The following is a 24,313-nucleotide window of genomic DNA, read 5'->3' as shown; positions in this document are numbered from 1 at the left end:
GCATGTATAGGGAGTGCCCCAGGAAAGTTGTTTTTCCAGCGGTAACAGCGCTTCAAACGCTCAATTAATGCGCTAGTGAACTCACGGCATTCTCTATGCCAAAAAACTAAACAGCCTATAATTCCCCGCCGGCGAGGCCGCCTGATTCTGTGGCTGGTTCTCCATCAAACAAGTTGAAACAGGATGCGGGTAATACAGCCCATTCATGGGGGATTTCTCTCAACGTGGGTATGGCAATATTACAGATAGCTTTGGTTGGTATTGGAGGCCGGTTCTGGAACGCTCTGTGCGTTTATGGCCGGGATACGTGCTTGCGCCTTTCGCGACCTGCTGATATCGACCTGATGCGGACACCGAAAAAAAGGAACTGCAGTTGAACGAACAGACATTGTCCATGCGCCTGGAGCGCGTGGCGGCGCATGTGCCAGCAGGTGCTCGCCTGGCCGATATCGGCTCGGATCACGGCTACCTGCCGGTGGCGTTGATGCGCCGTGGCGCCATCGCGGCGGCGGTGGCCGGCGAGCTGGCATTGACGCCGTTCCGCTCGGCCGAACGCACCGTGCGCGAGAACGACCAAGACCTGCGGATCACCGTGCGCCTGGCCAATGGCCTGGCGGCGATCGAGCCGGGTGACGGGATCACGGCGATCAGTATCTGCGGCATGGGCGGTGAGACGATCCGCGACATCCTCGACAGCGGCAAGGCGCGCCTGAGCGGCCAGGAGCGCCTGATTCTGCAGCCTAACGGCGGCGAGCAGCCACTGCGCCAATGGCTGATGGAAAATGGCTACCGCATCCTCTGCGAGGAACTGCTGCGGGAAAATGGCTTCGACTACGAAATCATCGTCGCCGAGCGCGCCGGGCCGGTGATGTACACCGCCGAGGAGCTTTACTTCGGCCCGCTGCAGATGCAGGCACGCAGCCCGGCGTTCCTGATCAAGTGGCAGCGCATACTGCGCGAGAAGCAGAAGACCCTGACTCACTTCGCCCGTGCGCGGCAGGCCGTGCCCGAGGAGAAGGTGCAAGACATCACCCGGCAGGCCCGGTGGATCACCGAACTGCTGGCTTGAGCCCCGGTCCAGGGTTTGTACGAAAAAGTCGATGCGCTCGGCTATCGGTCCAGCAGAGGTGCCAGCAGTGCACACATGCCGCGCCAGTGCGAACCCTCCCAGTAAATCCGCTGGCAGGCGTCGCAGCGCAAGAAGTGCGAATAGAGGGCGCCAACGCTTGGCGGCACCTGCGGCCGGGCCAGTTCCGGGCTGATCTCGCGCAGCGGCAGGTTGCAATGAAGGCACAGGCTGAATGGTCGCGCGCTACGCGCCAGGTCGAGGCGCTCGTACAATTCGCGCAGCTGCAGCGACGGTTTCAGGGCATGCACGTAACAGCCGTGGCTGATGATTCGCCGCTTGAGCAGATCGCGGTCGCGGGTTAGCACGATGCGTCCTTGCTGCGCAGCGATCTCGGCGATCTCGCCATCCTCGAAACCATTGTCGTAGAGGGTGTCGAAGCCGCTCATGCGCAGCAGGCTGGCCAGCCCGCCCAGGTGCGCATCAGCGACGAAGCGCAGCACCCGTAAAGGATGCGCACGAACCTTTAGCAGCGGGCTGATGTCCAGCGCTTCGAACTTGGGATACACCGCCAGCCGGTCACCGTCGAAGATCACCCGCTCAAGGCCCACCGACTCTCCGTTGAGCAGCACCAATTCGACCTCCGTGTGCGGTATCCCGAGCGCCTCGATCATGTGCTTGACCGTCGCCCCTCGTGCGCACTCGCAGGTGAATGACTGCCGCCGCCGTTCGGCCGGCAGGAAATCGTTGAGCTCCTCGTAGAAGCGGAAGGTTGCACGGGTCATGCTGTACAGTATGGCAGGGCTACAGGATGAGCGAGTCTAGTCCGGACATCGTCTGCGCCTAGCGACGATAGTAGCGGTGATCGTCCTCGTAGCGGTGCCGCATGGCCCGATCCTGGTGGCGGTCCCAATCACGATCGCGTTCGGCTTCTCGGCGGGCTTGCTCTCTACGCCACTGGTCTCTACGCCACTCGTCTCGGCGCCAATCGTCTCTACGATCGTGCCAACGGCCGTCACGCCAGTATCGGTCGTCATGGGCAAGCAACGGCCCTGGCTGCTTGCCGGCCATACTGGCCAAGGTCGGCCAAGGGTTGCCGGCGGCCTGGGCAGGAGCCTCAACGGCTGTGACTTCTGCTGCGAAAACAGGGGTTGAGGTCTTCATCTGTGTTGCTGATGCCGAGCCCACTGCCGCGAACGCGGCGAACAGGCCGAAGAGCACCATCCGTGGGTCATGAAATTTCATGAGCGAAGACAACCTCTGATAGACAATCGGACGTGTGGCCATCTGGCTGCGGGAAGCCTGCGGGTTCGCGCTTACCGAGCGGATGTGCCTATCCACATAGACAGATAAATAGGGAAAAGTTCTAGGGAACCACTGCTTAAATAGCCAACGTTGTACGTCCAGAACTGTGCTATAGCAGCGCGCCCTTCGGTGATCGACGGGCGCGCTGTGCCGATGATCTAATTGAGTATTCAGGCGCCGTAACAAGCGGCTATAACAATGAGCGCTAGAAAACAGACCAACTGCACGCAAAAGAAGGTAAACCGAACCGCCACGAACGTATCGGTTTGCACATGGGATACGTGAACCAGAGACTGGCAGACGCGAGCGATCAGGACGATTATGGACAAGTAGCTCACTGCAGGGCCGTCGACCCCAAGGGCTGAAATCACCAACACGATGACGCCAAAGACCGGCAGATTTTCCACACAGTTTGCGTGTGCTCTTGTCCCGCGCCGATACCAATCCTGGCCTTCGAGCTGATCGCTTCGGAAAGAAGCAATCGGAACATTCGAGAACAGGATCCTGACCCAGCGATATACCCCGACGGTTGCCATCAACAACAGTAAAGTCCAGGTCGCAAATCCAAGCAGCATCCACATCGGAATCGTCATGGCTGCCATCCTCAATCAATCATTTTCGGCACGTCATCCCACTGTCGCGCGACCGACGCGCGGTCGGTCGCACCTGTCGATCAATGGCTCATGATGGGTGCCAGTGCGGCCTGAATCCTGGACATCTGTGCGGGTGTTGTCATACGGGTAAGCAGCCGGCCAAAGTGTGGATGCTGCACGCCCGAAATAATGTATTGCCAGCGGTAGGCGCTCAGCACGCAGGCTTTGATTTGCGCTGTCTCATCGACACTGAACGATCGTGAAACATTTCGAATAAAGTAGTCGGCATCGGACGCCGATTGTGCCTGCAGGATTGCGTCGACGGCTGCCACCAGCGCAATCAGATCGCTCACTGCCTGCTCGTGCTCGGCTGGCGAGAGTTTTGCGTGTTCCGCCTTCCACTCCAGCTCATCGAGCACGACGTGCCGGCTTTCATCCTTCCAGTGAAATTTGAAGACATCCTTGAACAGTGGGCACAACTCCTCCCGCGGGGCGATGCTTTGCGTGTAGTGCGCCTGAACAAACAGCTCGATATGACAGGTCAGCGCCAGCACCGACCAGGTACTGGCCGCAAGTACCGAACGCGCCACATCGTTTGGGTCGGCAACCTGGCGATATCCGGCTGGCAATTGCGAACCAATCATTGTCTCCATGCGCCGGAACAGCTCCTGGTGCTTGATCTCGTCGTTGGAAAAGCGCACCAGCGCTTCGAGTGCGAGCTGATCGTCAAACACATGGGCTCGGCCTTGATCGAGCATTTTGGCACTGATAAAACGCTCGACCAGGCCAAAGATATACGCATAGGTTCGGCCCTGAATCTGGCTAAGCAGGCGCGCCTCGTCCGCAGCGAGAAAGGTCAGGCGGTCGATCCGCGATAGTCCGTCGGGCAAGAATTTGCGCGAGAAGTCGAAGCTGCGCTCCTGCAGCAAATCGCGATCGATCTGCCATTCCGCTTTTTTCGATGATCTGACAAGTTGAGCATAACGGGCGGCGTTGCCCGAATCTGAGCTGGTTATGGTAGCGACGGTGTTCATATCGATCTCCTGCTTCCCTGGTCGAGTTGGAAGGGGCCATTACGGTTAACGTCGGAGCCAATGAGCATGGGTTAAGCCTCTTGGGACAGCCTCGATCACTGAGTCCGCGTTGGTGCTAATCTAGGCCTTGCAGTTCAGGCGGCGAATGACCAGTGCGCCTGATTACATGCTCCGGACTCCGGAAAGGAGGGCTGGCAATTGTTGGATGCACTGTCTGATGTCTTGCGGGTGATTCGGCTGTCTGGAGGGGTCTTCCTCGAGGCGGAGTTCACCGCGCCCTGGTGCATCAACGGAAGAATCTCAGCGGACGATTGCAAGCCGTTCCTGGCGGCACCTCGACATGTCATTGCGTCGCATTTTGTCGCCGCGGGGCACATGCAATTACGAATCGACGATGGCGCCACCCTCGACGTGCGGGCAGGCGAACTCATTCTGCTTCCTCGCAATGACGTTCATACTTTTGGCAGTGACCTAAGCATTGCGCCCATGTCGGGGCGCGAAGTTATTCAGCTGCCGGAAGTCGGCGGCATTTCAAGAATCAAGTACGGCGGGGGCGGCGAGGCCACACAGTTATTGTGTGGATTCCTCGGCTCTGAAACACCGTTCAGTCCGCTGCTTTCGTCGCTGCCTTCCTTATTGAAGTTAGATGTCCGCGCGACGGCTTCGGGAGCCTGGATTGAAAGCTCATTCCGTTTCGCTGTCAGTGAGATTGCGGCGGGGCGAGTCGGCTCGGCTACGGTCATTGCCAAGCTATCCGAATTGCTGTTCGTCGAAGCCATCAGCCAGTATGTCGCGAGCCTCCCGGCTGAGCGGCGCGGGTGGCTGGCGGGTTTGCGAGATCCGCATGTCGGGCGCGCACTGGCGCTGCTCCATGCTCGTCCAACCGAGGGCTGGACGGCAGAAGCCCTGGCGCTTGAAGTGGGCATGTCGCGCTCGGTATTCGCGGAGCGATTCACGGCATTGGTCGGACAGCCACCGATGCAATACCTGACGCTCTGGCGTATGCATGTGGCGGCTCAACACCTGCGCGAAGGCCGGGGTAATGTGGCGCAAATTGGCTTTGCGGTTGGCTACGAATCCGAAGCCGCGTTCAGTCGCGCATTCAAACGCCAGTTCGGCACATCACCCGGCACCTGGCGCAGACAATCCGCGTGAGCAGGCTGCAGATTCCACGCCTTCGGCAATGGCCGTTGCAGCGGGAACTTCAGGGTACTGGCCAGGTCAACAGGGGCCCTGTATCGGCGATGCCGAGCAGCGCTGGTGGCCTGTTTGCAGTGCCGTCCTAGATCAGCCGAGTCCGCCCCCCTGATGCCAACCAAAAGTTTTCTGCCGGGTCTCATCCTGGTGTTCTGCGCCGTCGCGTCGCTTTGCTCGGTTGCTGCCGAGCGAAAGGCGCCCTCGCAAAGTAACAGCGCATCAACCACGCTAATCGAAACCGCCTCGCGACAGTATGAAAATGGCCAGTTGGATCAAGCCGCTGCCACGCTGGAGCGTGCCCTGCATATCCAGCCGAACAATCCCGCGACGCTGCATTACCTTGGTGTGTTGCGTCTTCAGCAGGGGCAGTACCAGCAGGCAGAAACGTTGGCGGCGCGCTCGAACATGCGGGTTGGTCGCAACGTCGAGTTACGCAACCGCAACTTCCAATTGATCCAGGCGGCGCAGCAGGCCAAGGCTTCGAGTACCTCACCCAACGCCAAAGAGGACCTGGTCGCCGTACAGAAGGGGCTCGAAGAGGATGCCCAAAAGCGCCGCGAAGCAGAAATGGCCGCTGCTGAACAACTCAACGCTGGCAACTTCGCTAGCGCAAAGGCAGAGAGGGTATCGGATTCGCCGATGGCTGGCAGGCCACGGCCCGAAGGAGAATTGCCAGTGGCTTCCGTCGAGCCAGAGCCCGCGTACGATGAGGGTGAGATTCCCCGCGGCCATTGGCCGCCTCCGGGGAAATGCCGAATCTGGTTTCCTGATCGCCCGCCCGGGCATCAGCCCAAACCTGGCAAATGCAAGAAGCTGCGATATCGGGTTCCGTCAGGAGCCTACCTGGTGCACGGTTGAGTTTCTGAGTGTCCTGCGCATTACCTCCCAGTACTAAAGGAGGTGCCAATGAAAGCTAAAGGACCATTCCAGTCTGGCGTCATAGGTTTAGGGTTAATCCCATGATCAAAAGATACCGGCTGCGATGGCCCATTCACCTCTGCATCTTAAAACACTGTTCGCCTGAACACTTGATGCAGCACGTCTCCCGCTGAACGTCGTCAATGATGACAATCAGACCCGCCTCACAGCCTGCGATATGAGTAGAAGACCTCACCTGATTTTCGGGTTTCCAGAATAAAAGAGGATTTATCATGAGCAGCACCTTCTTCATTCCATCCGTGAACATGATGGGCATTGGCAGTCTCGACGAAGCGATGCTCGCAATCCGCAAATATGGTTTCCGTAAAGCCTTGATCGTCACTGATGCAGGCCTGGCCAAAGCCGGCGTGGCCGCCAAGGTAGCCAGCCTTCTGGCCCAGCAGGACATCAACTCCACCCTGTTTGATGGCGCCAAACCGAATCCGACGGTCAGCAATGTCGAGAAAGGCCTTGAGCTGCTGGGTCGCAGCGATTGTGATTTCATTATTTCCCTGGGCGGCGGTTCACCCCATGACTGCGCCAAGGGCATTGCCCTGTGCGCCGCCAACGGCGGGCACATCAGTGATTACGAAGGCGTGGATCAATCCGCCAAGCCACAGATGCCGTTGATCGCGATCAATACCACCGCCGGCACGGCGAGTGAAATGACCCGTTTCTGCATCATTACCGACGAAGTCCGGCACGTGAAAATGGCCATCGTCGACCGTAACGTCACCCCACTGTTGTCAGTCAACGATCCTTCGCTGATGGCGGGCATGCCCAAAGGCCTGACCGCCGCCACCGGCATGGACGCGCTGACCCACGCTATCGAAGCCTACGTGTCGACTGCGGCAACGCCGATCACCGATGCCTGTGCACTCAAGGCCGTGGAATTGATCTCGGCCAACCTGCGCACTGCCGTTGCCCAGGGTGACGACATGACTGCCCGGGAAAATATGGCCTACGCGCAATTTCTTGCCGGCATGGCCTTCAACAATGCTTCGCTGGGCTATGTCCACGCCATGGCGCACCAACTGGGCGGGTTCTACGACCTGCCTCACGGCGTCTGCAATGCGATCCTGCTGCCCCATGTCGCCAGCTTCAACGCCAGCGTATGTCCGGCCCGGTTTAAAGACATCGCCAACGCAATGGGTGTCGACACCCAGCATCTGGATGCGGAAAAAGGCGCCGCCGCGGCCATCACCGCCATCCGTAAACTGTCTTCGGATGTCGGTATTCCGAGCGGCCTCGCCGAACTGGGCGCCAAGGCCGACGATATCCCGATCCTGGCAACCAATGCCATGAAGGATGCCTGCGGCTTTACCAATCCGCGTCCTGCGAATCAGGACGAGATCGAGCAGATTTTCCATACCGCGATGTAACCGGTGTGAAGTGACGCCAGCCAGATCAAGAGCCCCGCCTTCGGTTGAAGAGCGGGGCTTTTTTTGGGTTCTTCGCGGGTTACCTGACCGCTATCGACTGTGGATTCAAGGTAACAGTGGTCTGCCACTTCCTGCGATTATCTTGGGGGCGCTTGTTTCGGGGCTACGCTAAAGCCATGCGGATCGTCGATCAATTGTGACCCGCGCAGCGTCCGTCCCTGGAGCGCCCAATGCCGTCCATTATCACGCGCCTGGTGGCGCTGTTTGTTCTTTGCCTGACGCTTGAAGTGCCAGCCCAGACCAACGCCTGCCCAGCCGGCGAGACACAAGTGTGCCTGGACGGCTGCATCTGCCTGCCAGGCCGGGTGCCTGATGACCTCTACCAGATCGCGGCACCGGCCCTGGCGATGTGGCTGACCCAAGCCCGCGCTGACGCAGCCAGCGCCGGCATCCAACCCATTCCACCGCACATCCGCGAGCAACTGCTGCGCTGGTACGACCCCAGCGTCCTCGATACTGCGCGCTACAAAGTGAGCGACAACGGCCAATTCAACGCCGCCACAGCCATGCTGCAAAACCCCGATGTCGGTGCCGTGACGCTGATCGACATCATCCTCTTCCGGGACGCTCAAAGCGCAGAACAGGACATCGCGCTCTGGGCTCACGAATTGAAGCATGTGCAGCAGTATCAGGAATGGGGGGTAGAGGGATTTGCCCAGCGGTATACACAGGATTTCAATGCGGTGGAGGCGCCGGCTTATGCCATACAGGCTGAGGTCAGGCGGTGGGGGCGGCAAGGGACTTACTGATGAGTAGCGAACCCCGCCGCTCGGCCACCAACAGCAACGACTGCGGCACAGGACTTTGCGGGTGCTGCGGCTCCTGCAGGCCGATCAACTGAAAACCGGCCATGTCCAGCGCATTGAACCAACTGGACAAGGTGCGCAAGTACCACGGCATGGGTTGCCACTGTCCCTTGAATCCGGCGAAGGTCTCTTCCCGCCAGCCGTCCTGATAGTCGCCCGCCGCAGCGGTCCACGGATGCAGCGTCTGGATCACCAGCGCGCCGCCAGGGGCGAGCAGGGCGTTCATGGCGGCGAGCAAAGGGATGATGTCCTGGTGCAGCAGGGCGAAGTTGGCGCAGATCAGGTCGTAGTCGCAGCCGATGTCGACCTTTGCTTCCACCAACTCTTCATAGCTCGCCAGATGCACCGGCGAAGAGCCCGCCGCCCGCGCCGCCTCGACCAGCGTCGCATCGCCATCCACACCGACCGCTTTGATGCCCCGTTCAGCCACCGCGCGCAACAGCCAGCCCTCGCCGCAGCCCAGGTCGAGCACGCGCTCGGGCTGGCGGCCCAGTACCGCCAGCAGGATTGCCTGGTCGGTCACCTTGAGGCGGCTTTCTATGGCGCCAGTGCGGATGGCTTCGACCCAGGAATGGGCGTTGTGGTGCCAGCTTTGCAGGAGGGTGGATTCGGGGGTGGGCATGTCGGTGACCGGCGTTGTGGGTTGGATAAAAGGATAGGACATGTGCGGATGGATCGAGAAATCCTTACCAGCCTTTCACTCCGCTCATATCGGGCAGCTTGTGAGCGATGCCCTTGTGGCAGTCGATACAGGCTCGTACGACGCAGAATTCAAATCGACCGTTGATTCACACGTTGAGTCAGTTCTTCCGCTGACTCCTTGCGTTCCGAGTAGCGGTCAACCAGATCCGGGCGCTCGCGCAGCAGCAACGTGAACTTCACCAGTTCTTCCATGACGTCTACCACCCGGTCATACAGCGAGGACGGTTTCATGCGGTTGCCTTCGTCAAACTCCAGATAAGCCTTCGGCACGGAAGATTGATTAGGGATCGTGAACATCCGCATCCAGCGTCCCAGCACGCGAAGCTGATTCACCACGTTAAAGGATTGGGAACCGCCGCTGACCTGCATGACGGCGAGCGTTTTCCCCTGGGTCGGGCGAACGGCGCCCAAGGCCAGCGGTACCCAGTCAATCTGGGCCTTGAATACGGCAGACATGGAGCCGTGGCGCTCGGGTGAACACCAGACCTGTCCTTCAGACCATTGCATCAGCTCAAACAATTCCTGAACTTTCGGGTGATCGCTGGGGGCGTCATCCGGTAGCGGCAGTCCCGATGGATTGAAGATCCGCGTTTCTGCACCGAAGTGTTCGAGCAGACGGGCTGCTTCTTCGACCAGCAGCCGACTGAATGACCGTGCGCGGGTCGACCCGTACAGCAACAGGATTCGTGGTTTGTGTCGGCCGTCGTCACTGGCAATGGGCTGAATCAATGACGCGTCGAGATTAGGCAGTGAGTGGGTCATGAGGGGGCTCCCGTTACAGTGTGCTGATGCGGTCGAGTTCGCGTTTCAGTACATCGCGATCAAGTTGGGCGAAGGGCAGGGCGAGGAACGCCCGGCAACGTGTTTCGATGCGCGCAAGCGTCGAGTGGAATGCAGCGGCGACGACCGTTTCGTCACCCTTCACGCCTGATGGATCCTCCAATCCCCAATGGGCTTTCAAAGCCGGCCCGAAGTAGACCGGGCACGCCTCACCGGCGGCCTTGTCGCAGACAGTGATGACAATGTCCGGCGGGTTGGCCTCGAAGGCGTCGTTCCCTTTGCTGCTTAACCCGTCGATCGCAATCCCGGCTTCTTGCAGGGTGGTCAGGCTGCGCGGCAGAACCTGTCCTTTGGGGAAGCTGCCGGCGCTGATCGCCTGGAAACCTTGCGGTGCGAGATGATTGAACATCGCTTCGGACAGAATGCTGCGACAGCTATTGGCGGTACACATGAACAGAACGCGCATGGCAACTCCTCTTTCCAGACGGGCAGGTGCTAAACGCCCAGGCGCAAGGCCAGGGCAGATAAGGTGATGAACAGAATCGGCAGCGTCAGAATGACACCCACTTTGAAGTAGTAACCCCAAGTAATGCGGATGCCCTTGCGCTCCAGAACATGCAACCAGAGCAGTGTTGCCAGGCTACCGATAGGCGTGATTTTCGGGCCCAGATCAGAGCCGATGACATTGGCGTAGATCATGGCCTCACGCACCACGCCGGTGGCGTCACTGGCCTGGATCGACAGCGCACCCACCAACACCGTAGGCATGTTGTTCATGCCGGATGACAGCAACGCCGTGAGAAAACCAGTACCCAACGCGGCGCCCCACAGGCCGAAATCGGCAAAGTAGTTCAGGGCCACCGTCAGATAGGTTGTCAGGCCAGCGTTTTTCAGCCCATAAACCACCAGGTACATGCCCAGCGAAAAGGTCACGACCTGCCATGGCGCTTCACGCAACACACGTCGGGTTGAGATCACATGCCCACGCGCCGCAACGGCGAACAGCATCGCGGCGCAGACAGCCGCAATGGCACTGATCGGAATGCCCAGAGGCTCCAGCGCAAACAGCCCAATCAGCAACAAACCCAGAACAATCCAGCCGACGCGAAAGGTCAACGGGTCTCGCACGGCACGTCGTGGATCTTGTAGGTCATCCAGTGAATAGCGTTCGGGTATGTCACGACGGAAAAACCAATACAGCATCCCGAGAGTGGAGCCCACGGCAACGAAATTGACCGGGACCATGACCGAAGCGTACTCGCTGAAACCCAGGCCGAAGTAGTCGGCTGAAACGATATTGACGAGATTCGACACCACCAGGGGCAGGCTGGCGGTGTCGGCAATGAAGCCCGCCGCCATCACAAACGCCAGGGTGGACGCTGGGGAAAAGCGCAGGGCGAGCAAAATCGAAATGACAATGGGGGTCAGTATCAGCGCCGCACCGTCATTGGCAAACAGGGCGGAAACGGCTGCGCCCAGTAGCACCGTGAAAGCGAACAGGCGACGACCATCGCCCTTGGCCCAGCGTGCCACATGCAATGCGGCCCATTGAAAGAAGCCTGCCTCGTCAAGCAACAAACTAATGATGATGACCGCGATAAACGTAGCGGTGGCGTTCCAGACAATGCCCCACACCAGTGGAATATCGTCCAGCGTCACGACGCCTGCAATCAGTGCAAGAGCAGCCCCCAAGCAGGCGCTCCAGCCGACACCCAGTCCCTTGGGCTGCCAAATGACCAACACAATGGTGACGAGAAAAATAGCGAACGCAGTAAACATGAGCAGTCTCGACGAGTGATGAGTCAGCAGCAGGCGGCAGTATTGAGAGGACGGTCGCTCATCGCTTTGAGTCGAGTGCTGTTTGCCTCAAGCCAATCGGCGTTGGCTTCCAGTGTTGTCTCAAGAAGGCTACGAACCCACTTTGGCAGTTCGGGGTTGAGCCGGTAATACACCCACTGACCCTGACGGCGGTCTAGAAGCAGGCCACATGCCCGGAGCTGCGCGAGGTGGCGGGAGATTTTGGGCTGGCTGTCGTTCAGGGCGCAGACCAGTTCGCAAACGCATAACTCTCCCTCACGGGTGATCAGCAAGGTGGCCCGCGTGCGAGTTTCGTCGGACAGGCATTTGAATACGGCGGCAGGGTTCAGCATGGAGGCGTCTTCGATACATGTGGTTATCCGAATATACGGCTATCCATATGTATTGAGCAAACCCAATCAGATCGACGTCAGGAAGACGACCTGTCGCAAGTGACCTTGCCAAGGGGGCTTGATTCAGTGAATGGCTGCTTCCGGGCCTAAAGCTTCAGATGCTCAGGTGGTTGACCGCGAACCGAACGGCCCGCTTCACTTAATTTTTGCATTCGGCCAACACCACTTTGCAGGTATCGGGCGTGCCACCGGATCGGCCGGCATAGCGTATGCAATTACTCAGGGATTTTTTGCGAGCCATGTTCAAGGTGGAGCCCCAAGCCAGGCCACCCTCGCCGGCAGTGGGGAGCGCTTTTGCATAGCAGCTGTCGCCTATGCTTGAGGCCGAATAGCGAGCCGTGGAAGCTTTGCCTGCACATCCCGCTGTCAGCGCCAGGTTGATGACGAGCAGGGAGAGCAGGCCCCATGACGAGCATCGGCGCGCTGTTTTTCCGGTCATCCCATCTCCCCTGTATCAAGAGGCTAGAGGCTTGTTGTGGTCGTGCTCTATTCAGATTAGACGGTGTTGTGCCGGCCCTTGGGTCGGTTTAGCGGAATTAGCGCATTTGAGTCATTCTTGCTGACAGCCGGAGTAAACCGTACGACAGCGAGCGGCGATCCGTTTGCGCACAGCGTGGCCTTCGGGCAGCTATTGCCGAACGCTGCCAGTCACCAGAACTCTCCCGCAGCAACAGCGCTCGCTGGACGCCATAACCGCGCCTATGGCATCGTCGAAAAAATACGCCATGTAGTAAACAGGATAAAAACAATGGAGGAGGGTAATGAGGTCGGCGCCAACACGTCGATGGCAACGCTAAAGGCGTTCAATCGTTGCGTGTTGCACCTGGGGCGGCTTGCTCGAGATCGCGGCGCCTCCCAATTCATCGCCGACGGCTTGCAGGCCTTCCGTCAACTGGTGCCCTTCGCTTCGGCATGGTGGGGCGAGATGTCGACGTCAGACGCCAGCACACCCCCTCAAAGCTGGATGCACGGGCGGATCAATCTGCCTGAGTCGTTTGCCGTCGAATGGCACAAAGTGGCAGTCAGCGACCGATTTTCCCAGGAGACCTTAAGTCAACCCGGGGAAGTGGTGCGCGACAGTGGGTTCACCGATCCCTGCGAGGAGGTGAACGACTTCGCACGGCGACACGACCTCTACCACCTGATGTGCATCACCTTCGAGCTCCCTGAAAGCGGCTTGATGTTCTTCGTCTGTCTCTACCGTGGCCTTCATGCACCGGCTTTCAATGACAGCGAGGCCGGGTTGTTTTCGGCGTTCTGCGACCATCTGTTGCAGCTGTGGCGCTTTCAGGTGCAGGACATGATTCGCTGCGACACGGGCAACGGGGCGAGTGACTTCGGGGTCGCCCGGATGGATGGCAGTCTGCTGTATGTGGGCGCAAGTCTGTGCGCCGCCATTCAGCGCGAGTTGCCCGGGTGGAGTGGTTCAATGCTTCCCGCGGAGGTCATCGCGCAACTGCAAAAAGCGCCGTGTGTGATTCGCCTCGGTCGTTGTGCGCTGACGCTGAGTCCTAACGCCGAGCATGTGATTCTGTCGCTCGAATCACAGTCGCGCGGGGCGGTGCTGGCGCCACGCGAGCGCACGGCGGCGATGCTGTTCGCCGCCGGCCATTCCTATAAGGAAATTGCCAAAATCCTTGCACTGAGTCCGGCCACAGTGCGCACCTATCTGCGCAACTGCTACTTGCAGCTCGGCGTGAAGAGCAAAGTGGAACTGGGTTCTGTCCTGCGCTCATCGACCTCGCTTGCGGAAACTGCACGTCGTAATTAAGCAGCGCCATAACGCAGTCCTTGTAGCAGCTGCCGAAGGCTGCTTCCGGCTGCGCAGCAGTCGTAAACCCTGAGTGCGCGGTGAGTCTGGTGCACCGCATAGTCTGATTTCACGACTGCTGCGCAGCCGGACGCAGCCTTCGGCAGCTGCTACGAGGTATGCGTTGCTGCTCAACTGACTGGTATTTGCCTTACCCCTCCTCATTTGTGGAGGTCCATCCGACGGCCGCGCTCTATAGGGTATGCCCTGCATATCAGGGGCTTGCGACCGTCCGTTCGGGCCACTTCCAAAACTATAAAAATAGAGGTGAGGCAGTTGAAATTTTCCAGGCTATTTATCGCCGTTGCCGCGACAACGGCATTTTCCTGTGTGGCGCTGGTGGGGTGTCAGACACACGCTTCGACAGGCGCCGACATGGTCATGCGCAACGGCTATGTCTACACCGTCGACGGCAAGAATTCCGTGCAGCAGGCGATCGCCGTCACGGGCGGGAAGATCGTTTATGTCGGCAGCGATGCAGGGGTTGCCTCTTACGTCGGCCCGCAGACCCAGTTGATCGACCTGGCGGGTCGCATGCTGATGCCGGGCTTCATTGATGCGCACATGCATCCGGGAGACGGAGGCCGCGCCATGACCTTGTGCGACCTGAAATACCAGACGATGACCCGCAAGGTTTTCCAGGAAACCATTCAGGCGTGCCTGGATGCCGACAAGGACAAAGGCCCCGATGTCTGGCTCGAAGTGGGCAGCTGGGACCGCATTGGCATGACCGGACTCGACGGCGACCCCGACAAGTCGACACTGGACGCGCTCAAGACCAACCGTCCGATTCAAGTCCGTTCCACCGACTTCCATACGGTACTGACCAACTCCCGCGGTCTGGCGGTCGCCGGCATCAACAAGCACACGGCCAATCCCGGTGATGGCAAGTACGTGCGCGACAGCGCCGGCAACCCGAACGGCATCTGCGAAGACGGAGCCGCCGAGGCCATGGCCGCCGTGGTGCCGCCCGCCACCGACACAGAGAAACTCAATCAGACCCGCGCGGCGCTCGACGCCATGCGCCAGCAAGGCATCACCAGTTTCTTCGATGCCTTGTCGGGGCCGGAAAACGGCAAAGCGTTTACCACCCTGCAGCAGTCGGGTGAGCTGACGGCCCGGGCCTTGCTGGCGATCAAACTTGACCCTGCGGCCGCCGCTGCCGACCCGGACAAAACCATCGCTGAGGCCAAGGCACTGGCCACCACTTACGACCAGGGCGAAGCGAAACCGGCGCCGGGCGTGAGCATGCGCCACGTCAAATTGTTCATGGACGGCATCATCAACGCGCCGGCCGACACCGGTGCCATGTTGACGCCGTACCTGCGCAACGCCGGCACCGATACGGCGCCGAAGTGGACACCCGGCAAGAACACCGGTGAGCTTTACTTCCCGCCGCAAGTGCTCAACCCGCTGCTGCTGAAGGCCGTTCAGGCCGGCCTCGATCCGCACCTTCACGCCACCGGAGACCGCGCGGTGCGTGACTCACTGAACGGCATCGAATACGTGCGCCAGCAACTGCCCGGCAATGGCTTCCGTCCGGCCATTACTCACAACGAGTCGGTGGACCCTGCCGACTACGCGCGCTTCAAGGCGCTCGACGTGACCGCCAATATGTCTTTCCAGTGGGCCCAGCAGGCACCCTCTACGGTCGACGGTACCAACGAGCATTTGGGGGCTACGCGATTTGCCCGCATGGAGCCTTCCGGCAGCATCGCTCGTGCCGGCGGCCGCGTTGCGTATGGCAGCGACTGGCCCGTCGACCCGCTCGACGAGTTCCTGGCGCTGAAGATCGGTGTTACCCGCTCTGGCGATCCGCTGAACCCGCACAGCTACGGCCCCAAGTATGCGGGGAGGCTGAATGCCGCCCCGGCGCTGTCGCGCTCTGAAGTGCTGCGCACCATCACCATGAACGCTGCCGAGCAGCTGAAACTGGACGCTGTGGTCGGCTCAGTCGAGGTGGGCAAGTTCGCCGACTTGATCGTTCTGGACAAGAACTTCATGCAGGTGCCCGAGGAGGAGTTGGCCCGCAATGACGTGCTGCTGACGGTCGTGGGCGGCCAGGTCGTATGGGCCAAGGCGCCGTTCGTTGGCCTTGATCCGAAGGCGTTGTCCCAGGCATCAGCCGCCCGCCCAGCCCAATAAAAACAAGAGAGTGTTCCGATGCAGCGATTTATTCCAAACCTGTTGGCCGCAGCCCTGGCTTTTTCTTCGGTGCAAGCCATGGCCGCCGCTGACCTGGTGTTGTTCAACGGCAAGGTCTTCACCGCCGAACCCGGTCAGGGACTGGTCCAGGCGGTGGCCGTGCAAGACGGCAAGATTCTCAAAGTGGGCAGTAATGCCGAGATCAACGCCCTGGCCGACACCGGCACGCAACGGATCGATCTGGCGGGCAAGGTGCTGATGCCGGGAATGATTGATACCCACAGCCACCCGGTGGTTGCCGCCTTCAACAGCATGGGGGCCAACCTGCTCGACGAGGTCAAGCCATTGCCGGCGCTTGAACAGTGGATTATCGAACAGGATCAGGCGGGCATTGCCCGCGCCGGTGACGTGATCAGCATCGCCGGGGTGAGTTCGGCCTATTGGGACAAAAGCCGTGAGCTGGGCCAGCGCTTCAATCAGGGACGCTGGGTGGATCAACCGGTGGTCCTCAGCGGGATCGACGGCCACACCGGCTGGGCCAACAACGCCATGCTCAAGCGTCTGAAAATCGACGCGACATTGGTAAAAGGACTCTCGGAACAGGATCGCAGCTTTGTGGGGCACGACGGGGATTTCACCCCCAATGGATATTTTGCCGAGTCGCGCTGGGACCAGGTACGCAGCCAGATCCCCGCGCCCAGCGACGAGGTCATGTTGAAAGCCGCCCGCGAGGCAGTAAGGGTCAACAATCAATACGGCGTCACCGCCTGGATGGACGCGGCGGCGAATGCCGGCAGTGGCGATTCGTTGTTCGATTTCAAGGCAACCGAGCAGAGTTACGGCGTGCTGCCGCTTTACCGCGAACTGGCAGAGAAGGGCGAGCTCAATGCCCACGTCGCCGCGCTGCTGTTGGCCAACCCGAAAAGCCGACCGGCCGACCTGGAAGTGCTGGCCAAGGTGATGAAGAAATTCGAGGGCGTACCCAACCTGAGTTTTCCTGGCATCAAGGTCTTCGCTGACGGCGTTCTCGAGTTTCCGGGGCAGACCGCCGCGGTCATCGTTCCCTTCAAGAACAGCCAAAAGAACGGTCAATTGCTGATCGACCCCGCGCACTTCGGTGAGTTGGTCGTGGCAGCAGAGAAGCGTGACTGGATTGTGCACATGCATGCGGTCGGCGACCGTGCGGTGCGTGAATCACTCAATGGTTTTGCCTACGCGCGCAAACTCAACCCGACACCGGTGGCTCATAGCATCAGTCACCTGCAATTGGTCAACCCGAAAGAGTTTCCGCGCTTCAAGCAACTTGGCGTGATCGCTTCCATGCAATTGCTGTGGGCCACCGGCGAGAGTTACACCGTCGAGCTCGTCAAACCCTATATCAGTGCATTTGCCTACGGTTATCAGTATCCCGCCAAGTCCCTGCATAACGCCGGTGCGGTCATCGCCGGTGGCAGTGACTGGCCGGTGTCCAGCCCCAATCCATGGAACGCCATCGCTCAGGCCAGCACGCGCAAAGGGCCGCTGGGCGTGTTGAATGCCAAGGAAAGCATCGATCGCCAGACCATGTTCTACGCCTACACGCTCAATGCCGCCAAGGCCCTGCGCCTGGAGCAGCAGATTGGTTCGCTGACACCTGGCAAACAGGCCGATCTGATCATCCTCGACCGTGATGTCTTCAAGGTCAGCGATGACGAACTGTTCGACACCAAGGTCCTGAAGACCTTCTTCGCCGGTAAAGAGGTGTACGCGCCCGCGTCCTGACTCTCCCTTCACCCGCACCACGCAAAAGACGCCTGGCTCCTCGTATGACGAGGGGCTCGGCATCGCCGTGGCTGAAATAACCCGCACCTCCATAAAAATAAGAGACTTGTATGAACGCACGCTCAGTATTGACCCTTGCCGCGCTTGTATTGGCACCCCTGACCACCCAGGCACTGCCACTTAACGATGACTTCAGCCTGGACATGACCCTGGGAGTCGTCAGCGACTACCGCACCCGTGGCATTTCGCAAACCCTGGGTGATCCGGCGGCTCAGGCCGGCGCCACGCTGGTACACAGCAGCGGCCTGTACGTGGGCGCCTGGACCTCGAATGTCGACTTCGGCGGCGAGTTCAAGACGCGGCAGGAACTCGAGTATTACGCGGGCTACTACTGGCAGGCGACCGAGGCCATCAGCCTCGATCTGGGGTACATCAAGTACGACTATCCAAAAGAGGGCCAATTCAACCTGAGTGAGGTCTACGCCGTCCTTGACGTTTATGGCGTGAAGCTCGGCGCCAACTACTCAAACGATACGCCGAACTTCTTTGGCGAGGACCAAGACACCCTTTACACCTACCTCAGCTACAAAATCGAATTGCCGGCCGAAATCGGCCTGGACCTGCGCGTGGGTCGCAACGATGTCAAAGACCCGGCTTTCTGGTCCGCCAGCGGCGAAAGCCGTGATGCCTACAGCGAGTGGGAAGCCAAGTTGACCCGTGACTTCGTGGGCGTGACCTGGGGCCTTAGCTACATTGATACCGACCTGTCGAAAAGCGAATGCACGAGCTGGTACGGCTATGGCGATTTGTGCTCCGCCACTGTGGTTGCCAGTGCCAGCAAGGCGTTCTAAGCGTTCGAGTCCACACCATAAAAACAAGCGCCTCAAAGGAAAACAGCGTAATGACCAAGGTCAGCGATAGTCAGCAGCGAAGTCCCCTGATCGAGACACGTTCGATCGATTACATCCCCGAGGCCGAGCGTCATGGCAGCCTCTACAGCCAGTTCACCCTGTGGCTCGGCGCCAACCTGCAGATCACCGCGATTGTCACCGGCGCCCTGGCCGTGGTGCTGGGCGGCGATGTGTTCTGGTCGCTCATCGGCTTGCTGATCGGCCAGGTGCTCGGCGGGGCGGTGGTGGCCCTGCACGCGGCGCAAGGACCGAAGCTTGGGCTGCCGCAGATGATCTCCAGTCGTGTGCAGTTCGGGGTCTATGGGGCGGCCATCCCGATTGTACTGGTGTGCCTGATGTACCTCGGTTTCAGCGCCACCGGCGCAGTGCTGTCAGGGCAGGCCATTGCCCAGTTGATTCATGTCAGCGACAGCGCGGGCATCCTGATTTTCGCCTCCTGCATCGCGTTTCTGACGATCTTCGGTTACCGGGTCATCCACGTGGTCGGCCGGGTGGCCAGCGTGCTGGGCATCATCGCCTTCGTCTATCTGTTTACCCGGTTGATGACCCTCAACGATATCGGCCTGTTGCTGGAAAACCGTCATTTCGGCTGGAGTACTTTCCTGCTGGCGGTGTCGTTGTCTGCTTCCTGGCAGATCGCCTTTGGCCCTTATGTGGCGGACTATTCACGCTACCTGCCGAGCAAGACTTCGTCGTGGAAGACGTTTGCTGCCGTCGGGCTTGGAACGGTGCTGGGTGCCCAGGCGTCCATGGTGCTGGGAGTGTTCGCCGCGGCGTTGGCCGGTGCGAACTTCCGCGGTCATGAGGTGGCGACCATCGTCGGGTTGGGCAGTACCGGTGTGATGGCGTCCCTGCTGTACCTGAGCGTGGTGTTCGGCAAGGTCACAGTGTCCACGCTCAACGCTTATGGCAGCTTCATGTGCGTGGCCACCATCATCAGCGGTTTCCGCAGTCGTCTGGAGATTTCCGCCCGGCAGCGGATGGTGTTTGTGTTGGTGATTGTCGCGGCGTCCACCACGCTCGCGCTGCTGGGCCAGTACTCGTTTCTCAACACCTTCAAGTACTTCATCCTGTTTTTGCTGACCTTCTTCACACCGTGGAGCGCGATCAATCTGGTGGATTACTACTTCATCAACAAAGAACGCTATGACATCCCGGCGTTGTCCGACCCGGCGGGCCGTTATGGTCGCTGGAACATGCGCGGGATCAGCGTGTATGTCGTGGGTGTATTGATCCAGTTGCCCTTTGTCGATACGCACTTCTACTCCGGGCCGATGGTCGCGCAGCTCGGCGGTGTCGATATTTCCTGGATCGTTGGTCTGGTGGTGCCGGGGATTCTTTATTACGGGCTGGCCAGGACATCAATGCCGGCGGTGGCTCCTGCGCGGAACTGAAAGGCCTTAAGGATTGGGTGAATCCCAAAAGATCGCAGCCTGCGGCAGCTCCTACAAGGGACGGCGTACACCTGTAGGAGCTGCCGCAGGCTGCGATCTTTTGATCTACATTCCCTGTTCCCGTACATCAAATCAATCCGCAAGGAGACGGTCAACATGGACATCCAGGCCCTGCGCGCCGACGCATCCCACCTCGATAAAATCGCCAGCCTGTTCGACGCCTATCGAGGTTTCTACGGCCAGCCGTCGAACCTGCCGCAGTCTCGCGACTTCATCGCCGAGCGCATTGCCCGGGATGAATCCGCGATCTTCTTCGCCCAGGCCCCCAGCGGAGAGGCGCTGGGTTTCGTCCAGTTGTTCCCGACGTTCTCCTCCATCGACGCGCACCGCACCTGGCTGCTCGGCGACCTCTTCACAACACCCGCCGCCCGAGGGCAAGGGGTCGGCAGGTTGCTGATGAACACTGCGCGAGCCTTTGCATTGTTGACCGGCGCAAAAGGCATGGTGCTGGAAACGGCCACGGACAATGTCGGCGCGCAACGGTTGTATGAATCCTTGGGCTATGTGCGCGATACGGGTTACTACACCTACTGCCTCGATTTGAAACAAGGCTGAGCCAACCGCTGCCGGTTACATCAACTCGTGCAGGAATGCAGCTTGGGCCTTGGGGCAGGTGAGGATGCGGTAACGGGTGCTACGGGAAACATCACGGTCCCGAAAGCGTTCATACACCGCCTGGAAAACTGCACGGTTCAATGCTGGGTGCTGATGCTTCAGGTAGCGTTCACAGCACGCGTTGTAGTGTTCAACCGATATGAACTTGTTGAACCAGAAGCGATAGAAGTAACCCAGCAGAAAACCCAGGCTGAAGTCGTGATCCAGCACCGAATGCGCGCAGCATTCGAAATCGATCAGGCGCAGCCTGCCATCGGGGCCGATCAGGATATTCTTGGGGTGCGGGTCCATGTGTACAAACCCCTCGATCAGCGTCCGCCCAAACAGTTGGAAAATGTCCGACAGCAGCGTTTGTGCCTGCTCGGGTTGGGCGATCAGTCGATCATCGACGCTGCAATGGTTGTCGAAAAAACTGACCAGCAAATACTCTTCCTTGAGAAAAGGAAAACGTCCGACATGGCCGAATGCAGCCACTCTGGGCGACGATTCTGACTTGGCGGACACAACGGACAGATTGATGAATTCGTTGGTCAGGTCATGCAGCCCGAACACACGCTTGAGGCCCAGGAAATTCTGCAGCTGCTTTTTCCAGTGGGTCAGGTGGTTGTGTTTCAACACCCATTTGCGCTCACCTTCGAGCAGGAACACGCGGCGGGTTTCCTCGGGAATATCCAGCAAGGCATGTTGATCCGGCTCGGCAAAAAAACGCTGGAGCACCGTCACCAGTTCGTTCTGATCAGACGAATCGAAATGGAACGTGACGTCGGCAATCTTTTGCGGATTCAGAGGGGAAGTAAGGTGTCGGAGGTGACGCATGTAAAGTCCTTGCTAAATGCTTTGCGGTCCATAAAACGCCGGCAAAAGAGCGCGACGCTTTGTCGATATCGGCAGGGCGCTGCAGACCCTTACTCACGGAGTTGATTTTTTACCGCTGGGTTGGCTGCACGTACGCCGCATCGGTGCTTTCCGAGACGCCAAAGGTTGACTTGCCATAGGCCAACAGGACGGCACCGCGTGGGTGGTTGAAGCGGTATTTACCGGCGACTTTGGCCTGCATCTGGCCCAGCGAGTTGTCGGTGCCGGCCAGCGGCGTGGCCTTGGAGCGGGGCCAGCCGGGGCTAACTTCGACCTGCAGCAAGTCGCCCAGGTCTTTGGGTTGAGTGAATGTGGCCATGGGCTGTTCTGGTTGGCGGGCGGTGTCGGCGAGGCTGTCGATGGCCCACGACGGGGCGACCTGGTCGGCGGTGTCTTTGTTGAATTGGCTGATGAGCCATTCGCGGAAGCGGCGCCAGAGGTCGGCGCTGAGGTAGTGGCCGTGGTCGCTGAATTCGATGACGCCTTGTTCGTCGTCAGCGAGTTCGATGGGGCGTAGGCCTTTTACTGATGGCGGTTGGGCGCCGAGGAAGCCGACGTGGCGCAGGTAGTAGACGCCGGGCACGGGGTTGTTGGCGGCGTCTGGGTGGTAGAAGGAGGCGGAGATTTTTTTGTAGCTGCCTTTGGCGATTTGTTCGGCGAAGGTGGCGTCGACTTGTTGGGGCTCGGCGATGAGGCCTTGAGTGGTGGCTGATAGGGATTTGATCCAGCCGGCGGCTGGGGCGTCGTGCTTAGGATGGCCGATGACCATGGGGGCTTCGTGGAGCGATGGGTTGTAGGCGGCGACGGTGGCGGATAGGTCGGATTCGGTGAAGTTGAAGCTGGTGCCACACATTGCGGTGTGGGTGCCGGGTTTGAAGATGTGGAGGGGTTTCATGGTTGAGCGCTGCACTGGAGTAATGAGCAGAGCGTGGGCTTGAAGGTGGCTTGGGGCTTTTAATCGGGTTTAAAGGGTTTGGGTGGGAGTGCCAGGCGAGATTCGCGGCGGGTGTGATGGTTTTGATGAGCGAGATGAGATGGGAAGTGATGATGAGGAGAGCCAGTGGTGCGCAATGCGGCTGACTGGCTTTATAAAGCATTTACGTCGTATTGTTCGCTCAACCGTGAGCCGACACGCAGTGTACCGTTGCTTGTGCCTTCTAAGACGACTGTGTAAAGCCTTCGGGTCTGGTCTTGGTCTGAGCTATAGCTAACGGGGAGAGCCATTGGTTTCAGTGGTGGAAACTGGGCGATTACTGCTGGTTACAATGGACGGCTGTTGACCCGAAGCGGGCCGTGATGGAGGGCACGAGTCGGCCAATAGCTGCCAGTTGTATCCGGTAGCAACCGGCCAAAAGCAGGCATTAGACGCGTGTACGAACCCAGCGGCTATTCACTGCTCTAAATCCCGCTGTCTGCCGAAGACGTTCACGGCGCCAACGCCCTATTGCATCGGTCTCGCTGATCCCGTCTCGCACCACCCCGAAAGCATGTGAGGTCAGGGTACGGGGGTCGCCGGTGTTGATTCCGTACGTCGCACTATCCGGCCATCGACGTCCAGGCCTTCCCAAGGGCTGCCCTGGCTACAGGTAAACTCGAGGCGTAAAAAAGCCCGCGTTGAGCGGGCATCGGAAATCATCCGAACTAATTCAGGCACCTGATTCAGGGTCACTCGCAGGCATACCGCGAGCTTCCTTATCGTTTTCGTCCTGATCGTCCATCTGTGGGTCGGCGTCAGGGTTATCGACTCGACCGCTCTGTCCAGCTTCTGGATGCTCACTCGACACCGAGTTATTTGCATCCACGTCAGTCATGTCTTCGTCGACAGGAGCCTCGTCGTCTGGAGGCAGCGGAACTTCGGGCTCGTCCCTCTTGGGGTCATGGCCGGTTTCGTTGTCCGTCGTGCGCGTTTCGGGCTGCTGTGATTTGTTGCCAGGTGCGTTCTCGTCAATGTCCATGCTGAACCTCCGTACTGATGCGCGGGATGTCCGTGCTTGAACATGAGAAACGGCAAAGCGTTACAAGTGCAGCGCAGTGGACGAACGGAGAAGAAAAACCCGGCTCACTGGCCGGGCTTTCTCTCCTATCTCCTATCGTCAGAAAGCGGTGTCTGTTCATCCGCCTCTGGGGTAGTCCTCTCACCAGGATCCTTCCAGTCTTCTGGACGATCATCGCTTGGATTTTTCAACGGATCGTATTTGTTCGGATCGTCTGGATCTAGCGTCGGCTCATCTGAACCTGGCTCAGGCTTGGATGGAACAGAACCTTGTGTTTGGTTTTGAAAACTCGAATCGGTAGACATACCCACCTCACCAATGAGGTCCAGCTTTTCTGGGCCGTAATAGTTTGAATTTGGCAGGTGGAAAGTGTGCGACTGAGCAGATGAGCGGGCAGTAAAAAGCCCAGCGGGCGGCTGGGCTTTTGGAGTTGCACGGACTTGCCCCCCATCTGCATCACAACTGACCAGTCATTTGCAGCCGACTTGACCAGCGCACGTGGGAATGACGACCGGCAGAGAACGGCCATTAGGGGACGTTCGACTCAGGCCTGCTTTGGCGATATCGAGTTACTACGTACCTGACGATTGTTCATCAAATGTGGATTGCCGCCCTTCGCGATAGGCAGAAATCGACCATTTTAGACAGTCATCACAGCATTTCAGCGGATGACCAAAATGCACCCATTCTCGGCGTCGCGATTTTGATTGTTGAG

The 24,313-nt window shown here is 59.2% G+C and carries 26 protein-coding genes; 11 read left to right on the top strand and 15 right to left on the bottom strand.

The features are described 5' to 3' along the window. Positions 1 to 373: 373 nt before the first annotated feature. Positions 374 to 1,069 carry a tRNA (adenine(22)-N(1))-methyltransferase TrmK gene (locus JFU47_RS31540; protein ID WP_201188271.1) on the top strand — a complete coding sequence of 232 codons (696 nt, stop codon included), beginning with the start codon at positions 374 to 376 and terminating at the stop codon, positions 1,067 to 1,069. 41 nt (positions 1,070 to 1,110) lie between these two features. Here JFU47_RS31540 and JFU47_RS31535 read toward each other — a convergent pair whose 3' ends face one another. The 4 genes from JFU47_RS31535 to JFU47_RS31525 form a co-directional block, all read right to left on the bottom strand. Next, complete coding sequence (locus JFU47_RS31535) at positions 1,111 to 1,851, bottom strand: Mut7-C RNAse domain-containing protein (protein ID WP_140679982.1); 741 nt, start codon at positions 1,849 to 1,851, stop codon at positions 1,111 to 1,113. 58 nt (positions 1,852 to 1,909) lie between these two features. Continuing rightward, complete coding sequence (locus JFU47_RS33220) at positions 1,910 to 2,311, bottom strand: hypothetical protein (protein WP_242485193.1); 402 nt, start codon at positions 2,309 to 2,311, stop codon at positions 1,910 to 1,912. A gap of 230 nt (positions 2,312 to 2,541) precedes the next feature. Next, the gene (locus JFU47_RS31530; RefSeq protein WP_201188269.1) at positions 2,542 to 2,964 is read right to left on the bottom strand and encodes an MAPEG family protein; all 423 of its coding nucleotides are present in this window, start codon (positions 2,962 to 2,964) and stop codon (positions 2,542 to 2,544) included. An 80-nt stretch (positions 2,965 to 3,044) separates the two neighbouring features. Then, the gene (locus JFU47_RS31525; protein ID WP_201188267.1) at positions 3,045 to 3,998 is read right to left on the bottom strand and encodes a diiron oxygenase; all 954 of its coding nucleotides are present in this window, start codon (positions 3,996 to 3,998) and stop codon (positions 3,045 to 3,047) included. Positions 3,999 to 4,196: 198 nt separating this feature from the next. On the opposite strand from JFU47_RS31525, the gene JFU47_RS31520 reads away from it, so the two are divergent. The 4 genes from JFU47_RS31520 (at position 4,197) to JFU47_RS31505 (ending at position 8,304) form a co-directional block, all read left to right on the top strand. After that, positions 4,197 to 5,153, top strand: a complete 957-nt coding sequence (locus JFU47_RS31520) for an AraC family transcriptional regulator (protein ID WP_201188265.1) — start codon at positions 4,197 to 4,199, stop codon at positions 5,151 to 5,153. 153 nt (positions 5,154 to 5,306) lie between these two features. Next, positions 5,307 to 6,053 (top strand): tetratricopeptide repeat protein, encoded by a 747-nt coding sequence (locus JFU47_RS31515; protein WP_201188263.1) that lies wholly within the window; start codon positions 5,307 to 5,309, stop codon positions 6,051 to 6,053. A 293-nt stretch (positions 6,054 to 6,346) separates the two neighbouring features. Further along, positions 6,347 to 7,495, top strand: coding sequence for an L-threonine dehydrogenase (yiaY, locus tag JFU47_RS31510; protein ID WP_140679976.1), 1,149 nt, complete (start codon positions 6,347 to 6,349; stop codon positions 7,493 to 7,495). 230 nt (positions 7,496 to 7,725) lie between these two features. Next, positions 7,726 to 8,304 carry an eCIS core domain-containing protein gene (locus JFU47_RS31505; protein WP_201188261.1) on the top strand — a complete coding sequence of 193 codons (579 nt, stop codon included), beginning with the start codon at positions 7,726 to 7,728 and terminating at the stop codon, positions 8,302 to 8,304. Here JFU47_RS31505 and JFU47_RS31500 read toward each other — a convergent pair. The 7 genes from JFU47_RS31500 to JFU47_RS33215 all read right to left on the bottom strand — a co-directional run bounded on the left by JFU47_RS31500 (position 8,273) and on the right by JFU47_RS33215 (position 12,492). After that, entirely contained in the window at positions 8,273 to 8,983 is a 711-nt protein-coding gene (locus tag JFU47_RS31500) for a class I SAM-dependent methyltransferase (RefSeq protein WP_201188259.1), read from the bottom strand. The genes JFU47_RS31505 and JFU47_RS31500 overlap by 32 nt on opposite strands. Before the next feature lie 64 nt (positions 8,984 to 9,047). Further along, positions 9,048 to 9,149: a NapC/NirT family cytochrome c gene (locus JFU47_RS31495; protein ID WP_342215406.1), complete on the bottom strand. Its 102-nt coding sequence runs from the start codon at positions 9,147 to 9,149 to the stop codon at positions 9,048 to 9,050. Beyond that, a complete protein-coding gene (gene arsH, locus JFU47_RS31490; RefSeq protein ID WP_201188257.1) occupies positions 9,133 to 9,825 on the bottom strand; it encodes an arsenical resistance protein ArsH in 693 nt (230 codons plus the stop codon). The genes JFU47_RS31495 and arsH overlap by 17 nt, the downstream gene beginning before the upstream one ends. A gap of 13 nt (positions 9,826 to 9,838) precedes the next feature. Then, entirely contained in the window at positions 9,839 to 10,309 is a 471-nt protein-coding gene (locus JFU47_RS31485) for an arsenate reductase ArsC (protein ID WP_201188248.1), read from the bottom strand. A gap of 29 nt (positions 10,310 to 10,338) precedes the next feature. Continuing rightward, the gene (locus JFU47_RS31480) at positions 10,339 to 11,622 is read right to left on the bottom strand and encodes an arsenic transporter (RefSeq protein ID WP_201188246.1); all 1,284 of its coding nucleotides are present in this window, start codon (positions 11,620 to 11,622) and stop codon (positions 10,339 to 10,341) included. Positions 11,623 to 11,645: 23 nt separating this feature from the next. Then, positions 11,646 to 11,993 carry a metalloregulator ArsR/SmtB family transcription factor gene (locus tag JFU47_RS31475; RefSeq protein ID WP_201188244.1) on the bottom strand — a complete coding sequence of 116 codons (348 nt, stop codon included), beginning with the start codon at positions 11,991 to 11,993 and terminating at the stop codon, positions 11,646 to 11,648. A gap of 199 nt (positions 11,994 to 12,192) precedes the next feature. Beyond that, positions 12,193 to 12,492 (bottom strand): hypothetical protein, encoded by a 300-nt coding sequence (locus JFU47_RS33215; protein WP_242485192.1) that lies wholly within the window; start codon positions 12,490 to 12,492, stop codon positions 12,193 to 12,195. 309 nt (positions 12,493 to 12,801) lie between these two features. On the opposite strand from JFU47_RS33215, the gene JFU47_RS31470 reads away from it, so the two are divergent. The 6 genes from JFU47_RS31470 to JFU47_RS31445 all read left to right on the top strand — a co-directional run bounded on the left by JFU47_RS31470 (position 12,802) and on the right by JFU47_RS31445 (position 20,689). Beyond that, complete coding sequence (locus JFU47_RS31470) at positions 12,802 to 13,824, top strand: helix-turn-helix transcriptional regulator (RefSeq protein WP_201188537.1); 1,023 nt, start codon at positions 12,802 to 12,804, stop codon at positions 13,822 to 13,824. Positions 13,825 to 14,139: 315 nt separating this feature from the next. Next, positions 14,140 to 16,008 carry an amidohydrolase gene (locus JFU47_RS31465; protein WP_201188242.1) on the top strand — a complete coding sequence of 623 codons (1,869 nt, stop codon included), beginning with the start codon at positions 14,140 to 14,142 and terminating at the stop codon, positions 16,006 to 16,008. Between the two features lie 18 nt (positions 16,009 to 16,026). After that, on the top strand, positions 16,027 to 17,769 hold the full coding sequence (locus tag JFU47_RS31460) for an amidohydrolase (protein ID WP_140894205.1): 1,743 nt from the start codon (positions 16,027 to 16,029) through the stop codon (positions 17,767 to 17,769). A 110-nt stretch (positions 17,770 to 17,879) separates the two neighbouring features. Continuing rightward, positions 17,880 to 18,620: a TorF family putative porin gene (locus JFU47_RS31455; RefSeq protein ID WP_201188240.1), complete on the top strand. Its 741-nt coding sequence runs from the start codon at positions 17,880 to 17,882 to the stop codon at positions 18,618 to 18,620. A 50-nt stretch (positions 18,621 to 18,670) separates the two neighbouring features. After that, a complete protein-coding gene (locus JFU47_RS31450; RefSeq protein ID WP_201188238.1) occupies positions 18,671 to 20,074 on the top strand; it encodes a purine-cytosine permease family protein in 1,404 nt (467 codons plus the stop codon). A gap of 156 nt (positions 20,075 to 20,230) precedes the next feature. After that, complete coding sequence (locus JFU47_RS31445; protein ID WP_140679963.1) at positions 20,231 to 20,689, top strand: GNAT family N-acetyltransferase; 459 nt, start codon at positions 20,231 to 20,233, stop codon at positions 20,687 to 20,689. Between the two features lie 15 nt (positions 20,690 to 20,704). Here JFU47_RS31445 and JFU47_RS31440 read toward each other — a convergent pair whose 3' ends face one another. The 4 genes from JFU47_RS31440 to JFU47_RS31425 all read right to left on the bottom strand — a co-directional run bounded on the left by JFU47_RS31440 (position 20,705) and on the right by JFU47_RS31425 (position 23,903). Then, the gene (locus tag JFU47_RS31440; protein ID WP_201188236.1) at positions 20,705 to 21,565 is read right to left on the bottom strand and encodes an AarF/UbiB family protein; all 861 of its coding nucleotides are present in this window, start codon (positions 21,563 to 21,565) and stop codon (positions 20,705 to 20,707) included. A gap of 109 nt (positions 21,566 to 21,674) precedes the next feature. Then, positions 21,675 to 22,499: a phage protease gene (locus JFU47_RS31435; protein ID WP_201188233.1), complete on the bottom strand. Its 825-nt coding sequence runs from the start codon at positions 22,497 to 22,499 to the stop codon at positions 21,675 to 21,677. Positions 22,500 to 23,250: 751 nt separating this feature from the next. Further along, positions 23,251 to 23,559: a hypothetical protein gene (locus JFU47_RS33695; RefSeq protein ID WP_123366410.1), complete on the bottom strand. Its 309-nt coding sequence runs from the start codon at positions 23,557 to 23,559 to the stop codon at positions 23,251 to 23,253. A gap of 125 nt (positions 23,560 to 23,684) precedes the next feature. Beyond that, positions 23,685 to 23,903 (bottom strand): hypothetical protein, encoded by a 219-nt coding sequence (locus JFU47_RS31425; protein ID WP_109636033.1) that lies wholly within the window; start codon positions 23,901 to 23,903, stop codon positions 23,685 to 23,687. Positions 23,904 to 24,313 lie beyond the last annotated feature (410 nt).

This window comes from Pseudomonas sp. TH39(2020), from assembly GCF_016650715.1.
GTDB lineage: Bacteria > Pseudomonadota > Gammaproteobacteria > Pseudomonadales > Pseudomonadaceae > Aquipseudomonas > Aquipseudomonas mandelii_C.
The sequence above is the reverse complement of the archived record's forward strand: the minus strand, read 5'-3'. Positions and strand labels throughout refer to the sequence as shown.